This is a genomic window from Streptomyces sp., assembly GCF_035563135.1.
Taxonomy (GTDB): Bacteria; Actinomycetota; Actinomycetes; order Streptomycetales; family Streptomycetaceae; genus Streptomyces.
Window position 1 is genome coordinate 1 of sequence record NZ_DATMVN010000688.1, and the last position, 15,658, is coordinate 15,658.

The 15,658-nt window shown below is 69.6% G+C and carries 11 protein-coding genes and 4 pseudogenes; 6 read left to right on the forward strand and 9 right to left on the reverse strand.

The window, feature by feature from the left end:
- Positions 1-303: helix-turn-helix transcriptional regulator (locus VN520_RS30630; RefSeq protein WP_325750198.1), on the reverse strand; the 303-nt coding region annotated here is incomplete at its 3' end.
- Between the two features lie 167 nt (positions 304-470).
- Here VN520_RS30630 and VN520_RS30635 point away from each other — a divergent pair.
- Complete coding sequence (locus tag VN520_RS30635; RefSeq protein ID WP_325750199.1) at positions 471-1,076, forward strand: hypothetical protein; 606 nt, start codon at positions 471-473, stop codon at positions 1,074-1,076.
- A gap of 173 nt (positions 1,077-1,249) precedes the next feature.
- Here VN520_RS30635 and VN520_RS30640 read toward each other — a convergent pair.
- From VN520_RS30640 to VN520_RS30650, 3 pseudogenes are all read right to left on the reverse strand, one after another.
- Positions 1,250-2,053 (reverse strand): annotated as a pseudogene (locus VN520_RS30640) (DUF4158 domain-containing protein); the annotation flags it as partial.
- A gap of 286 nt (positions 2,054-2,339) precedes the next feature.
- Positions 2,340-2,603: pseudogene (locus VN520_RS39725) on the reverse strand (DUF664 domain-containing protein); the annotation flags it as partial.
- Between the two features lie 90 nt (positions 2,604-2,693).
- Positions 2,694-2,954, reverse strand: a pseudogene (locus VN520_RS30650) (protease inhibitor I9 family protein); the annotation flags it as partial.
- Between the two features lie 35 nt (positions 2,955-2,989).
- Here VN520_RS30650 and VN520_RS30655 point away from each other — a divergent pair.
- The 3 genes from VN520_RS30655 (at position 2,990) to VN520_RS30665 (ending at position 8,919) form a co-directional block, all read left to right on the forward strand.
- Complete coding sequence (locus VN520_RS30655; protein ID WP_325750201.1) at positions 2,990-3,382, forward strand: CU044_2847 family protein; 393 nt, start codon at positions 2,990-2,992, stop codon at positions 3,380-3,382.
- Between the two features lie 16 nt (positions 3,383-3,398).
- On the forward strand, positions 3,399-7,814 hold the full coding sequence (locus VN520_RS30660; protein ID WP_325750202.1) for a serine protease: 4,416 nt from the start codon (positions 3,399-3,401) through the stop codon (positions 7,812-7,814).
- A 730-nt stretch (positions 7,815-8,544) separates the two neighbouring features.
- Complete coding sequence (locus tag VN520_RS30665; RefSeq protein ID WP_325750203.1) at positions 8,545-8,919, forward strand: peptidase inhibitor family I36 protein; 375 nt, start codon at positions 8,545-8,547, stop codon at positions 8,917-8,919.
- A 368-nt stretch (positions 8,920-9,287) separates the two neighbouring features.
- On the opposite strand, the pseudogene VN520_RS30670 reads toward VN520_RS30665, so the two are convergent.
- The 4 genes and pseudogenes from VN520_RS30670 to VN520_RS30685 form a co-directional block, all read right to left on the reverse strand.
- Positions 9,288-10,799, reverse strand: a pseudogene (locus VN520_RS30670) (ISL3 family transposase); the annotation flags it as partial.
- Positions 10,800-10,977: 178 nt separating this feature from the next.
- Complete coding sequence (locus tag VN520_RS30675; RefSeq protein ID WP_325750204.1) at positions 10,978-12,435, reverse strand: DUF4157 domain-containing protein; 1,458 nt, start codon at positions 12,433-12,435, stop codon at positions 10,978-10,980.
- 311 nt (positions 12,436-12,746) lie between these two features.
- Complete coding sequence (locus tag VN520_RS30680; RefSeq protein ID WP_325750205.1) at positions 12,747-12,989, reverse strand: helix-turn-helix domain-containing protein; 243 nt, start codon at positions 12,987-12,989, stop codon at positions 12,747-12,749.
- Between the two features lie 90 nt (positions 12,990-13,079).
- On the reverse strand, positions 13,080-13,574 hold the full coding sequence (locus VN520_RS30685; RefSeq protein ID WP_325750206.1) for an RHS repeat-associated core domain-containing protein: 495 nt from the start codon (positions 13,572-13,574) through the stop codon (positions 13,080-13,082).
- Here VN520_RS30685 and VN520_RS30690 point away from each other — a divergent pair.
- Positions 13,561-13,884: a hypothetical protein gene (locus tag VN520_RS30690; protein ID WP_325750207.1), complete on the forward strand. Its 324-nt coding sequence runs from the start codon at positions 13,561-13,563 to the stop codon at positions 13,882-13,884. The genes VN520_RS30685 and VN520_RS30690 overlap by 14 nt on opposite strands.
- 180 nt (positions 13,885-14,064) lie before the next feature.
- Here the strand turns inward: VN520_RS30690 and VN520_RS30695 are convergent, their stop codons facing one another.
- The gene (locus VN520_RS30695) at positions 14,065-14,670 is read right to left on the reverse strand and encodes a TetR/AcrR family transcriptional regulator (RefSeq protein WP_325750208.1); all 606 of its coding nucleotides are present in this window, start codon (positions 14,668-14,670) and stop codon (positions 14,065-14,067) included.
- A 396-nt stretch (positions 14,671-15,066) separates the two neighbouring features.
- Here VN520_RS30695 and VN520_RS30700 point away from each other — a divergent pair.
- On the forward strand, positions 15,067-15,658 hold a 592-nt coding region (locus tag VN520_RS30700), incomplete at its 3' end, for an ABC transporter substrate-binding protein (protein ID WP_325750209.1).

Consider the following 15,658-nt stretch of genomic DNA (forward strand, 5'->3'; position numbering starts at 1 on the left):
CGGCGCGGCCGACACGGCCGGCACAGGCGTGGGCGCGGGCGAGGCCGCTCGGCGGCGGGCGCGGTCCGCCTCCGTCCAGGCCGCCTCCAGGGCCCGCCGTTCCTCCTCGTCCGCCCCGCACAGCAGGGCGAGGCGGTCGACCACGGCGAACTCCTCCGGGACGGTCGCGCCCGAGCAGTAGCGGTGGAGGGTGGACGCGCTGACGCTCAGCCGCCGGCCCAGCGCCTCGTAACTCCTCCCGTCCCGCGCCTTCAGCGCGCGCACGAGCCCCGCGAACTCCTCGACGGCGGCATCCTTCGGCATTCCATCCCCCTCGACCCTGCGTCCCATCCTTCACGTCCTTGCACGTCAGCGGGGGTGGAATGGTTCCGGGACGGCTGGTGGGCGTGTGATCGTTGCAGCCGGCGGGCGCCGGCCCCACGCTGGTTGAGCACTGACCGAACGAACGACCCGACGGGGGATCCACCACCATGAACAAGCTCCGCACCGCACTCGCCACCGCAGCCGCTGCCGCACTGGGCCTCGCGGCCCTCGCAACAGCCCCGGCGCAGGCCGCTGCCCAGCCCGCCTTCCTCGCCGCCTCCCAGATGCCGCCGTCGTCGACGCCGTGGACCGCCACCCAGGTCTTCACCGGCGTCCCGGAGAACGGCGGCGTCCTCTGCGCCCCGTACAAGATCCCGGCGCAGAACACCCGCTACCGCGAGTTCAGCACCGAGCTCGACACCAACGGCGTCCAGGTCACCACCGTCGCCCGTACCGAGGCCGACGCCGTGAAGCTGGTCGACACCCTCCGCGGGGTCCTCTCCGGCTGCGGCCCCCTGCTGGAGCAGCAGAACCCGGGCCTGCAGGCTGTCAGCGCCTCCCACGGCAAGCTCGGCGTCGAGGAGGGCGCCTGGGTCTACAGCCTGGACACCGCCGACCCGCAGATCGGCATCTCCGACATCCACCTGTTCTCCGTCGGCCGCGACGGCCGCACCGTCACCCTCGTCCGCTGGGGCCAGATGGGCGACCTCGAGGACGCCCCGCTGACCGCCTTCCGCACCACGACGAAGACCGCCGTCAACAAGCTCCACTGACCCGGGGGCTCCCCCGAGGGCCGACCACAGTTCGACAGCGGCGCGGCCGGAACCCGGGCGCGCCGCTGTCGTGCCCACCTGCTCCGTCGGCGGCGACCACTTCCTGGCCTTCACCAGCATCGCCTGCACCCTCATCTGCTACCGCAGACTCGCCAAATGAGATGGTCTTAGACCCCCCGCGCGTACCGGGCCAGCGCCGCCATCCGGGTAGGCGGGATCTGCGACAGCCTCGACCGCCCCAGCCGGTACGCGCCGATCTCGTCCACCCGCTCCAGCGCGCGGGCGAACGCCGTACCCGTCGTCCGCGTCGGCGGCCGGCGCAACCGCTCCAGCTCCGAGAACCGCGAGCCCTCCGGCGTCTTCAGCGTCGCCATCAGATCCCCGGACAGCGCCGGGTCCGCACGGCGGGCGGTGCCCGCGACCGTGGCGTGCAACCGCTTCTCCGCGACCGCCCGCGCCTGCGCCACCTGCCGAGCCAGCACGGACACCCCGGGCAGCAGGACCCGGTGACGGCACAGCCAGCCCACCGCGTGGTCGAACAGCGCCTTCGGCCCCTCGGCGTGCGTCCACGCCCGCCCGTGCAGGAACGTACGGAACCGCCGGCCCCACTCGGCGCCCTCGTAAGGGTGGTGGCCGTAGGCGTCGCGGATCTCCCACGCGTGGTCGTACAGCGTCTGGCGCCGCTCCGTGTACCGCTTGACCACCGACGGGTCCTCGATGCCGAGCTGCACCGCCAGATGCTCGATCACTGACCACGGCACCGCGAGCGGGTCCTCCAAGAACAGGCCGACGTACCCAACCGTGCACATCTGGAGTGGGAAGCCGATCCGGTGATGCTCCGTCCGCCGCAGAGCAATCAGATCCTGGTCCACGTCGTCCAGGAAGAAGAACCGCTCCAGCTCGGACCTCGTCGGCTCCTCGGCGAACGTCCCGTATACCTCGGCCTGCTCGAGTTCTTCGCGCTCGGTATGCCTCATGGGACATCCAGCCGACGCAAGCCGGGGCCTGGATCTGCAGGTTACTGAGATTTGATGCGTGATGTCGCTGGGCCGACGTCTTGAACTGCGAAGACGAGGGTTCGCCGCGCGGCATCATGCGAAGATCACCAGTAGCGGGATCTCCCGCATTGGTCGTGAGGCGTGTCGGCCTGGCTCCTGAGGGAAGGGCCCGCTTCGCGGAGCTGCGCTGGTAGTAGCCCTTCGTGCCGTCGAGTAGCTCCCGGGTGATGTCCGCGTGCCCCGCGTGTCGCCCCGTCTCCTCGACGAGGTGGATCAGTATCCAGTGGAGGTTGGCGCTGCCGTCGCGGAAGTCGGGGTGGCGGTCGATGTCGTCCAGGTCGGCCGCGGCAACGAGATCGTTGCTGCGGGCGCACTGGGCCTCGTACTCCGCGAGAAGCTCTGCGAGGAAGCGGCCGTCGGTGTGCCGGGCCGCTCGACGGTGGGCAGGGGGACCCGCCTGTCCCCATCGCACTTGCACGCGCTGCCCCGGTGCTCCCGTACTGATCGAGAGGGCGGCGTTTAGCTGCACTGCCGCCGGGGTTCCTTCTCAGGCCGTAACGGGACGGCACACTGGCGGCACCTGGCCGACGCGGCTTCGTCTGGTCGAATCGGTCACCCGGGGTACGTTGGCCTGGGCAGCGGTGGAGGGGGATTTCTGGTCCTGCTCGACCGAGGCGACCGCCGGGTCGGTGGCGAGTCGCTTGGCTTCGGTGCTGCTGAGTTCGGCGGCGTAACCGTTCAGCACGGAGGTGTAGGTGCGCTTGATCGGCCCGCCGTAGCCCGCGGTCAGCTTCTTGCCCTGCGTCGCGGACGCGCCGAACGCGGCCGTCTCCTTCAGCGCGGCGATGTGGCTCCCGGAAACCGCCTCGGCCGCTCTCGCTACGATCTCCAGCTTCCGAGCATTGGAGTACCGCCATGAACGAACGTCCCGTCCACACGGTGGAAGTTCCCCTGGGCAACGGCGCCGGCGACACCGACGACCAAACCGTCCGCGTCCAGATCCGCGAGGTGGACGAGGCACTCGTCCGCGTGGGGCGGGGCGGCCGCACCGTGGCGCGGGCCGAGCGGACGCTCGGGCAGATGCTGGACACCGTACGTCCCGTTGCGGAGAGCTTCGTGGGCCGGTTCTCCGGCATGGCGCAGGCCCCGGACGAGATCACCCTGGAGTTCGGGGTGTCCTTGTCCGCCGAGGCGGATGTCGTCATCGCCAGCACCGCGACGGCAGCCAATTTCTCCGTCACCCTGACCTGGAACAAGCGCGACAGGCAGAGCACGGATGCCGATACTGTGGGGCAGCAGCGCAGTTGATACGGGTGGGGGGCCAGTGACATACGGACCGCGGGGCAGGGGCGGGGACGACCGGCGGGCGGCCCCGGAACGCACGGCGGGCCGCCCCGGCCCCGCGTATGGCCCCGAGGCGGTCCTGGCTGCCGCCGTTGTCCGCGTCAAGGGCCGGGACGGGGTCGTCGCCGGGGCGGGCTTCCTGATCGCCGACGATCTCGTGCTCACCTGCGCCCACGTGGTCTCCGACGCCCTCGACCGGCTCCGGGAGGAGGCGGTGGAGCCCGGGGCCGAGGTCGCCGTCGATCTGCCGCTGGCCAGGGACGCCGCGGGCGTGTACGACGGCGGTGACCGTACGGCCGAAGTGCGGCGCTGGATACCCGTCGCGCACGACCGGACCGGTGACATGGCCCTCCTGCGGCTGCGGGACCCGATACCCGGAGCCCGTCCGCTGCCCCTCGCCGATCCTCCGGAGGGCGTGTGGCACCACCACGCCCGGGCCGTGGGGTTCACCGACGACCACCCCGGCGGCATCTGGCACAGCGGTACGTTCCGGGGGCCGACCCGGGAAGGATGGGTCCAGCTCTCACGGGGCGACGGCGAGAGCGTCTACGTCAAGCGGGGCTTCAGCGGCAGTCCCGTGTGGAACGACGAACTCGGCGCGGTCGTCGGCCTGATGGTGGCCGCCGAGCCCGGACACGAGGCCCAGCAGGCCTTCGCCCTGCGGACCCGTACGCTGCTGGACGCGCTGCCCGAACTCGTCCCCCTTGTCACCCCGCCCACCCCGTTCCGCGGTCTCGCCACCTTCCAGGAGGCCGACGCCGACGTCTTCTTCGGGCGGGACGACGACATCGAGAACGTGCTCACCGCGTTACGGGGCCGCTGGCCGGCCGTCACCCTGTGCGGGCCCTCCGGCTGCGGCAAGTCCTCGCTGGCGTTGGCCGGAGTGGTGCCGAGGATGCGGGAGGCGGGGTACGCCGTCCTGGTCGTCAACGCCGGGCACATCTCGTCCCTGCGCCACGCCCTCGCCACCAGGCTGTACGAGCTCCACGAGGCGGAGAGAGCGAAAGGGGCGGACGGCCCCGCCGCGGTCCGGAGCGCCGAACACGTGGCGGCCCTGCTGGAGGAGTGGGCTTTCCCCGACGTCCTCCACCGCGTTCTCGGGGGTGCCGGCGGCCGGGTTCTCGTCGTCGTGGACCAGGCCGAGGCCCTCCTCGACCGTTCCGAGGCCGACCTGGCGGAGGCCGTCGGTCTGCTCTTCCGGCAAGATCAGCCGGGGAGCGTCCGCGTTCTGCTCACCCTTCGCGCAGACTTCGTGGACGCGGCGCTCAACCACCCCGCCCTGGGACCAGCGTTGAGGGCCGGGTTCGTCGCGCTCACCCCGATGTCCGAGGACCAGCTCGCGAAGGTGATCGGCGAGCCGGTCAGACGGATGTCGGCCGTGGCGTACGACCCCGGGCTGGAGGAACTCATCCGGAAGGACGCCGGGGGTGCGCCCGGCGTCCTGCCCCTGCTCGGTTTCGTCCTCGGCCAGCTGTGGGAGCGGCAGTCCGGGGGCCGGCTGCGCCTCGCGACGTACGAAGAGACCGGCGGGGTGTCCGGTGCCCTGGCGCGCCACGCGGAACAGGCGTGGCGGGAATGCGTACGCCCGGAGGACGAGGCCGACGCGCTGCGGCTGCTCACCGGGCTCGTCCGGGTGCTGCCCGGCAGCGAGGCCCCGCTGCGCCGCATGCTCACCCGCGAGGAGGCGGGTGAGACACGGTGGCGGATCGCCCGCGCACTGGCCGAACGGCGGCTGCTGGTGCTGCACGGGAAGGAGGGCGAGCCGCAGACGGCCGAGCTCGCCCACGAAGCCCTCACCAGCGCCTGGCCGACGCTTGCCGGCCAGGTGAGCACCGACAGCGACCTGCTGGCGGCCCGGGCGGAGCTGCGCCACGACCTCGATCGCTGGGAGACGTCGGGGCGCTCCCCGGATCTGCTGCCCGGCCCGATCCATCTGGCTTCACTGACCCGTCGGCTACAGGCGCGGGAAAGCGAACTTTCTTCCGAGGAACGCACGTTCATCAGCCTCGCCACAGGACGACAGCGTCGCCGCCGGACCCGGCTGCGGGTCGCCTGGGGTGCCGCCGCGCTCGTCCTCGCGCTCATCGCCGGGCTCGGCACCTTCCTCGTCCAGCAGTCACGGATCAGCGCGGAGCGGGAGGCGGAGGGGCGATCGCGATCGCTGGCGACCCTCTCGGAGGAGTTGGCGCAGCGGGACCCGGGGGGCGCCGCCCTGGTCGCCATGGCGGCCCACGACCTCTCCCCCACCCAGGAGGCCGCCAACGCCCTGCTGCGCCGCTACGACCACTTCGTGCAGGACCGGTGGGCCCTGACCCCGGCTGAGGCACGGGTGGACCAGGTAGCGGCGAGCACGGACGGCCGAGTGGTCCTCGTGACGACCAGGCTCAGAGGATCGGGGAACTCCAAGGGGGGCGTGGTGCTCTTCGTCCGGGGTGCGGGCGAGCGCATCGTGCGCGCCCGGCTCCCCCTCGCCGAGGGCGCCTTCTTCCCGATGGTCAGCCGGGACGGCCGCAGGATCGCCTACCTGTCGACGAAGAACGGCGGCACCTTGTTCTGGCACGATGTGGACCGCGCGGGTAAGAACGAGGCGGCGGTGCTGGGCCCGGAAGACAGCGTCCGGGGCGCGGAATTCGGGTACGAGGGGGCAGCGCTTTCCTCAGGCCTAGGCCGAGCGGACCTCTCCCCGGATGCCAGCGAGGTGGTGACGTCGGCGAACGGGCGCGTGAAGCTTCGAGAGCTGGCGACGGGCCGGGAGCGGAAGGTACCCGGCCGGATGCCCCCGGTGGACGGGGTGTGGTTCGGGCCGGACGGGAACACACTCGTGGCGCAGCAACAGGCCGGCACCGGGCGGAGCACGGCGCAAAAGCCGTCCCTCGTGGCGATCGACACCAGGACCGGAAGGGCGCGGAAACTGGCTGACGGCGTGCCTTCGACGTCTCCTCGTCTCGCCCTGTCCGGAAACGGCGCGGTAGTGGTCGTCTGCCGGGAGTCGCGGCTGGGGAAGGATGTCACGTACGAGGCCTTCCGGGTCGCGGACGGACGGGCATTGACCCGGTACCGGCCGGGCGAGCTCAGCACCTCGTGCAAGCACATCGCGATCGACGGGACCGGGGAACACTTCGCGGTGAGCGAACTGCAGACCACGTGGGCTCTGGTCGGGACACGCCCCGGAGCCGAGGTGCGGCAGATCGAAGGACCCGGTACTCAGCTGGAGTACGACGACCTGTCCCTCGTGGGCGATCCGGCGGACCCCGTCCTGATCATGTGGGACGAGACCTCGGTGGTCGGGCGGCCCCTGATCACGGACCCGCTCAACGCCGATGGCCCTCCGGCGCTGCTCGGCGGCACGGCCTGGGGCGAGGAGGGGGACATGCTGGTCCGGATGGGCGACCAGGCCGACACCCTCGGCATCGTACGCATGGAGGCGGACGGGTCGACGACCTTCCAGAAGACGGTCAAGCGTCCACCGAGGGAAGACCCGTCGATGTTCGTCGGTATCGCACCCGGCATAGAGGTGAACCAGGCCGCGACGCTGGCAGCCGACCTCATCGGCTGGAACAAGGTCCGGATCTGGGAGCTCCCCTCCCTGCGGACCGTCACGGACATCACCGTCCGCATGCCCCCTCCCGACGGCGGCCCCGATGCGCCGAAGGAGGGTGTGGGGCTGTATCTCGGCCCCGGAGACGAGCTGTTGACCGTCTCCGGCTCCACCATCGAGCACTGGAACGCCCGGGACGGCCGGCGCCTGTCGGAACCCCTCGACGTCCAGGACCTGGGGCTCGCGGCAACTGACCGACCGGACTTTACCGCCTCTTTCCACCCTGAGCCGGGACACGTACAGCTCTCGGTGCACGGTGACAGGTTCCTCCGCGCGTTCTCTCTGCGCACGGGCCGGGAAAACGGAAAACTGCGCATAGAGCTGGGGCCGGAGACGGACTCCGCCATTCTCGACCGGACCGGGCGCTTCGCCGCCGTGCAGACCAAGGGGTCCATGATGGAACTGTGGTCGGCCGGAGGGACGGGAAAGCCCCCGCAGCGGGTGCTCGGCCCGATGGGGCCACTGAACCACCGGGAGTACCAGCAAGGCTTCCGGGACGACAGCTCGGTGCATTTCCTGGCCAACGGGAACTCCATACGGTTCCACGATGCGGCGGATCCCGAGGGCCGCGGCGAGTCCTACGTGTTCGCGGAGGAGCAGGAGTTCCTGGCGGTCTCCCGCGATGGCAGGACCCTGCTTCGCACCGTCGACAGGAACACCGTGGGCATCCTCCGCCTCGACCCGGCGCTCTGGAAGAAGGAGCTGTGCGACACGCTCGGCCGTGACCTCTCCGAGAACGAACGCCGGGGCCTACCCGTCTGGCTGCCGGGCCGGGTCTGCCCGCCGGGCGGCCGCTGAGACCGACCGGAAAATGGATCTCCGAACGTATGACTGGCGACCCCGACCAAGACTGGTAGCGGCATCCACTGAGCCACTGACGCATCTCACGGCAGAACCACTGACGTTCCCATAGCAGACGACACCGAGCAGCTAAGGAGAGGTGGTCCGCTCCGATGACGTCGGGCCTCCAGTCGCCGCCCTCCAGGTTCGGCAGCATCGTCGCCAGGGCGTCCCGTAGGTCGTCAGGGGTGCGCACCTCGTGGACGGTGACCGAGGCGGCACCCGTCCGGGTGGTGTCCCGCAGGCGCCTGTCCCTGCGGGCCTGCTTCGCACCCTTGGCGTCCCGTCCCATACCAGCCTCCCGACCGGCGTGCGTTTCCGATCAGGACAACGACACACGAACCAGAACGGTGTGGAAGTGCCTGCAGGTGGCTCCTCGCCGGGGCACGCGTCAGCCTCCCCGCAGGCGTCGCCGTGATCACCAGGGTGCCCGCCGGGGAGTCACCCGCGGAGTGGGTCGACCGGTTCAACAACCAGCGGTTCCACACCGTCATCGGAGACATCCCGCCCCACGGACACGAGACCAACTACTACGCTCAACACCAGTCCCAACCGGCGGCTGGAGTCAACGCATGGAGCCTCCACCGATCCCGGAGCGGTTCACTCGGGTCAAGCCCCGGGCAGTAGGAGGCGGGACCGTGACCGTACTTCCACAGATACCAACGCGCAACAATGGGAAAGGGTAGTCATGAACCTCGCATTCAAGACCTCGGCAGTAGGAGCAGTCCTCGCCTGCACAGCCGTACTGGCGGCTCCGGGAACCGCATCGGCTGATGAACCCGTGACCCGCTGTGAAGAAGGCCAGATCTGCCTCTACGACGGCCACAACCTCACCGGGAACAACCTGCAGCTCCAGTATCGGGTGGACATCCCCAACATCGGCTGGGCGTGGAACGACCGAGCCAGCTCGGTGTGGAACCGTGGCGAGGGGTTCGTCTGCATCTACACCGACGCCGACTACCGCGGCTACCACTACACCATCCCGCCGGGTGAGAAGCAGGAACTTCTGTTCCTCTACGACAACGCAGTGAGTTCCCTTGAGTACGGTGGCTGCGGGGGCTGAGCCGACTGGCTGATCGAACCCCTCAACCGCCAGGACCGCCGGGAGGCGAGGCTTGCTTCCCTCACACGCGAGTTTACGCGTGCACCTTGGCCCGGACCGGACCGGGAAACGCCCGGCCGGGGTAGATGACCGACCGCCGACAACCCTGGCGATCCGGAGCCGCGTCCGGCCGCCGGACGCCGCGTACTCGGGGCCGGCCCCGCCACCCTGGCATGAAGCAGCTCCCCACCCTGGGTCGACGTGGGGAGCTGCTTCACATCGGCGGATCTGCGCCAGTACCCCCGCCTGATCACCGTCGCCATCTGGAGGGTCGACGAGGGTCTGTCAAACGAGCGGGTCTGTTCCGTAGTCGGTGGTGGCGGAGGGGGGAAGCTCGCACGGCCGTACATCTGGCGTTTGATCAGCTTGGTTCTGTTGTTCACGCCTTCGGTGCCGCCGTTGTGGTGCGGCAGGGTGAGGGCGGCATCAACTGCGGCGCGGTCCTTCTCGAGGCCCCGGGTGAAAGCATGCAGGTGTGGCAGGTCCTCGGCCTGGGCCGAGGTGATCCAGGTGCTCAGCAGGATGGCATTGCCGTCGGCCGGATCCAGCAGCGCGGCAAAGTGGTGGATGAGGTCGGCCAGAGCTGTCATTTCGTGGCAGGCGGCTCGGGCGGCCTCGATACGTTCCCGCTGGTGGTTCTTGAGGCGGTCGGGGCGGGTGAGCAGGTAGCGGGCCAGGCGCCGGGGCGAGAGGGCGGGCCGGTCGGCCTCGACACGGCCCTGGTTGAGGTAGCGGACCAGCAGGTTCGAGCTGCCGGTGCAGCCCAGCTCCCTGATCTCCTGGAGGAGATGAGTGACGGGGACGGCCGGGTTCTCCAGTCGGCGCTTGCGCAGGTGATCGCGGTAGGGGTCCACGAGGGTGGGCCGGTACTTGGGGGCGCGGATGAGGCGCTCAGGCTCGGTGACACGGTCATAGCGCTTGACGGTGTTCAAGACGAGGTTCAGGCGCCGTGCGCATTCCAGCAGGCCGACTCCGCGCTCGCGTGGGGCGTGGACCTGCTGCCAGCGCTCGCGTGTGGTAGCGGCTTGTCTCCCCTCGGCCGGGGGCGGGCCCGCTTTCGCCCAGCAGGTGCTGTGCGCGGCGACTTCCTTGCGGACGGCCTCGGCGAGGTTGTGCCACAGGTGCCAGCGGTCACTGGTCTGGAGCGCGTCGGGCAGGGCCCGGCGGACCGCCTCGGCGTGGGCGGCCGATCCGTCCCGGCACACGGCCTCGATGCCCGGATGTCCACGCAGCCAGGCTTCCAGAGGGGCGGCTTCGCGGCCGGGCAGTACCTCGATTCGCTCACCGGTTTCGGCGTTGGTGATGATCGTGGCGTAGCTCCGCCGGCGCCGCAGGGCGAAGTCGTCGACCCCGATCACCCGCGGGACCCGCACCGTCGGCACGGGCACCCGCCGCAGCAGCCGCAGCAGCCGCAGGGCGGAGGCGTACGACACGGGCACGGCCAGCTATCGGGCGAGTCGGGCGGGCGCCCGGCCGCATAACTCCTTGACCAGCTGGGAGAGCTGACCAGTCAGACGTGTGGTGCGGCGCTGATGGCGCTCCAGAAGCCCAGGAACCTGCTCTCGGAAGGTCTGCCGCCTGCAGCCCAGGACTGGACAGACCAGCCGTCGTATCCTCGCCCGGACCACGACCTGCCGGCCGTCGACCGGCACATCCCGCACCGTTCGGCCGTGATACCCGTGGACCCTCCCCGTCGCCACCCCGCACACCGGACAGGGAACGGGAACATCCCGGGTCCGGGCCGTAGCCCGGACTATCTCGCCACCGTCCGCCACATCCTCGATGACCAACGCCGACAACCCCGGAAACACCGTTCCTACAAGCGCGTTCGCATCAGGCACGCTCAATGATCACAGACGAGCGCTCACCGTCACCACCGACTGCAGAACAGACCCGAACGAGCGGCGTAACTGGGGTTGTTGAGGGGAGAGAGTCCTTCGAGGGGGGCCTCCCGGAGAGGGCCTTCGACCACGTCCATCCGAGCGGTCGAAGGTGCCCATTGCGCGGTTCCGTCGACACTCAGTTTTGGAACGTCGCCTTCCGGAGCTTCATGATTCTCATGGCCTCTGCGGTTCTTTGCGGTCCTATCGGAAATTTCTGCAGGTGGGCCGCCATGGCGACCGGTTCCTGGACCGACAGCAGGAACTCGGCCGTCTCCTCGTTCCTGACCACGTCGCGGAACTCGCTCTCGGTCAGGGGGACCAGGCCCTGCTGCACCGTCGAATCCCGCTGCTCGATCCCCACGATGTCGTAGGGCGCGCTCTGCTTCGCGATCCAGCCGTTCTCGGCACCCGTAGCACCCTTCACCAGGTACTTCCGCTTGATCCGGATGGTGAGCACGTATCCGTACCGGGCTTCGGACGCGAACTGGGCCGCTATCGCAGGGTCCGTGGAGAACTCGATCAGCTTCGCGGTCTCCTCGTCGCGAGTCTGCTTCACATAGCCGGCGACATGCTCGGGGTCGGGCCGTGTGGCGTTCTCGTCCGGCGCCTTGACCATCTTCGGGAGGCTGATGAACGAGCCACGGATGATCTCGTTCTGAAGGTGCTTCCTCTGGGTGGGCGTCACACCGCGCTTCAGGACGACTTCCTGTTCGCTGTCTTCGGGCAGCGAACCGATGTAGTCCTCGGTGCTCAGTGCCGACGCCGGATCCTCCGGCGCAACCCGTCGCCCGGCCGGGGCCGACTCCGGCTGCTCCCCGCTCTCCATCATCCGCTGGACGGGTTCGTGCAAGCCGTTCGCCGCTCCGCGCGGCGCGGTGACGGAGGGAGCGGTACGCGCCCCCGCGGCGTAAGCAGCGCCGTCCTTCTCCGCCGCCCGCTCGGAGCCCTGACGCGGGTCGGTGACTGTGACCCCGGCGCCGTTGCTGTGGCCCGTCTCGGGCAGGCCCTTGAGGTTCTTGTCGACATGGCTCAGCTCGTGACCGATCAGCTTCTCGTCGCTCGCGGCCCCGGCGGAGAGGAAGATGTGGTTGCCCACGGTCATGGCCTGGGCCCCCATCGCCGCCGTGGCGCGCTGGGCCACCGCGCCGCTGTGGACGCGGGTGGAGGAGAGCGCCTCGTTCTGGTAGAAGGCCCCGGCCTTCGCCACCACCGAGGAGGGCAATGGGGCGCTCGACGAGTTCATGGCGGAGGCCAGCAAGGCCCTCTGGCCTTCCGGGGTGGTGTCCCACACCCCTTCGTGGTCGTGGTGGAGGTGGCCGTCCTCCGCGGCGCGCGCGACGGCGGCGTCGCCCGGGGAGCGCTGCGCCTGGGCTTCCTGCGCGGGGTGCCCGCACTCGGGACCGTGCCGGTGCCGCTCCTGCGCTCCCGGCTGCCCGGTCTGCCGCAGCATCGCGACCACCACCTGGTTGCCGACACTGCTCTGCAGATCGGGCACCCGCTGTACGGCCGTTCCGGCGGGTGCGGGTGTGGCGTGCGGGCGTTGAAGTGCCGACGACTTCCGGGCTGCGGTGTCGTCCTCACGGGCTAATCTCATACGTCTTCCTCCGGCGATCACAGGCGCACCAACCGCTTCACACTCGCACGGAGTACGGGCACATTCCCAGGGCCCCGGGGGCAGACTTGCGGCCCTCCCGGGCCCCGGAGGGCCGCACAGGAGGGAAAGGGCGGCAGGGGACGGCAGCAGGTGGCGGTGCAGAGGGGGCCGCCTTCTTCAGGGAGGCCGCCCCCTCTGCTTCACAGCGTGAACGGCCGGTTGAGAGCCCAAGGAACCGAGTCAGCGTCCTCATCGCGGAGCAGGGTTCATCTCGGTGGGGATACGGCGGAGGTGTCCGGGCCGGTCGGCAGTCACGGGTGGATGGTGAGCTGGGAGGCGCCGGGCGCGGGTGCGCGCCGACGGGCGGGCAGGCAGTGGACGGCGCGGTCGATGCCGGCCAGGAGGTCGAGAACGGGGATCCCGTAGTGGGCGGACAGCTTGTCGACGTCCGTCAGTGACCATGCTGTGGTTCCGAACTGTTTGCGGCTGACCTGGGCCTGGCTCAGGCCGAGCCCGGCGGCGAGGTCGGCCTGACGCTCGCCGGTCAGGCGCATCAGGACGGTGATCGTAAGCCGTAAAACGTCATCTGTACTGGGCATATACATACTTCGTATCAGGTATGCGCCTCATCGTGACAGTTCCGGCTACGCCGTACGGCCCGGACGGCACGGCCCGGAAGTGGCCGGTGTGATGGTGGCCAGCCCGGCCCGCTCAGCTGCCAGCTTCTGCAGGGCCCGGGACGAGTTGCCGCTCAGTTCTCGCCACTGCTGCATCAGCCATTGCTGGAGCCAGCTGCCCAGAGCATTGGCGCCCTCGCCTCTGTCGTGGCCACGGGGCCCGTAGCCGCCGCCCTTGCCCTTGCTGTAGGACAGGCCGTCGGGGTCGGAGAAGGTGGCTGGGGCGTTGTTGCTGCAGGAGTACGGGTTCATCGTGCTGGTCCGGCCGTAGCCGACCAACGGGTCGACGGAGATGAAGCGGCCGGTGATGGGGTCGCGGGCGCCGAGCCGGGTGAGACCGGTGTCGGGGTCCACGGTGCCGCCGACGAATCCGCGCATGCCTGGCCAGGTGGAGGGCTGGGCACCTCGGTCCTCGCCGAACGGCATGGACTTGCGGCGGGTGACCCGCATGTCTGTGCTCACCAGCCGCACCATCACCGGTCTCGACATCAATGTTCTCGAGCCTCCGGAATTCCACCCCCAGTTCCCCGCTGTCTCCCGCGACGACCGGCACGCCGCCCTCGCCGACCGCCGCCGTCACCGGATCCTGGCCCTGCTCGAGAAGGACCCCGACTGCCTCTGGCGGCCCCGTGACATCGCCTCCCACTTCGGCGACATCACCATGGAGACCATGTATCGACAGCTCTCAAGACGAGCTGAGACCGGGCTCATCCGCAAACTCGGCCCCGGCCTCTACGCCGCCACGGCATGGACCCCAACACCCCTTGCGTAACCTGCGGAAACGTTAACTACCCGGCCTTGGGCCAAGGTCCCTCGCCGACACAGCCCGGTTCGACCGAATACGGGCTTCACTACAGGTGGGACGGCCGACATCCACCCGTGCGGCCGGTGTGTTGACCTCCGCTCGCCGACCGGTAGCTGTTGCGGACCAGGGCACACCACCGCAGCTCGCTCACCTGTCGCCCGGAGCGTGAATGAGGCCGAGGAATGCGTCGAGTGAGGCGGCGAGGTCAAGTTGCGGATCGAGCAGCCATTGCATCTGCAGGCCGTTGAGTACCGCCTGATAGAGGACGGCAGCCTGCTCCGGTGAAAGCCCTTCCCGCAACTGGCCCTGCGCCCCCCGCTCACGAGCAGCTTGCACCAGGTGCTCGCGGCTCCGGTCGTAACGCTCGACGAAGTAGTTGTGGGCCGGGTGATCAGGACGGGAGGCCGCAGCGGCCAGCTCCAGCCACAAGCGCATCAGCTCAGGGGACTTCTGGTGGTGGAGCAGGACGCCTACCAGGTAGCGGCCCATCGACTCGGCCCGCCCGTCGACCTGCGCCTTCCCCTCCCGCCATTCCTCGGCGTCACGCTGGGCGAGCAACGCCGTGAGAAGTTCCTCCTTGCTGCGGAAGTGGTGCAGAAGGCCGGCATGGGTGATGTCGGCCCGCTCCGCGATATCGCGCAGCGAGGCCTCCGCGTAGCCGTGTTCGGCGAAGCTGTCACGCGCCGCCCTCAGGATGTCTGCCTGACGGGCTGCCGTCTTCGCATACGGACCACGCGACTTTGCCTGCCCCACAGTGAGTTCCCCTCCTTGTAGGCGCCGTCCAGGCGCCGCTTCCAGTCAGTACATGAGAGAACAAATACTAACCACACGGACAGTTTTCGCGTCGGCGGGCCTGCGGCGCAACCCACCGAGCCCTGCAGCCTACCTTCGGCGCCTTCCACCGCATCGGTCAAGACACCGAACGGGCGCGCGAGATATAACGCTCGGGTTACGAAGATGTTCCATCCTCTTCCCTCCACAGTTTTCTTGGGTCACAGTTCCAGCGAAAACTAACCTCTTGGTAAACATTCGCAAGGAGAGACGCCCCTCGTGGCGCCCCCGAGATCCAGCTCGCCGGTGCTCTTCACCATCCGCACTCGCACGCCGGTTCGAGGCTCTCGCGGCCTCAGAAGTCGAAGGAGATCGCATATGCGTATCCGTTCCCCACACTCGCGGCCGCTGTCACGGGCTCTGCCCGTCACGGTCGCCGTCGCCGCTCTGCTCGCGGTGACCGGGTGCGACAGCCAGCCGGACGGAACCTCGTCGGGATCCGGCAAGACCCTTTCCCTCGCCATCATCGGCACGCCCAATTCGTTCGAGCCCTCGCAACTGGTGGAAGGCCAGCAGACGTACGTCTGGAACTCGATCTTCGACACACTGCTGCTCCAGGACAACAGGGGCAAGCTGAGCCCCGGCGCGGCGGAGAGCTGGGAGTACTCGGCCGACGCGCGCACGCTGACCCTGCAGCTCCGCAAGGGCATGGAGTTCAGTTCGGGCACGCCGGTGACGGCGGCCGCGGTCAAGGCCACGCTGGAGCGGATCAAGGCGACACCCGGGCCGAACCAGGTGGCCCTGAGGTCTGTCTCGTCGGTGGGAACGAGCGGCGACCACGGCGTCACCATCAAGCTCACGCAGCCCGACGGCGCACTCCTGTACACGCTCTCGGGCGCTTCCGGCGTCATTGGGGACCCGAAGACGATGACCTCCAAGGGCGCCGCTCTCAACCCGGTCGGCTCCGGGC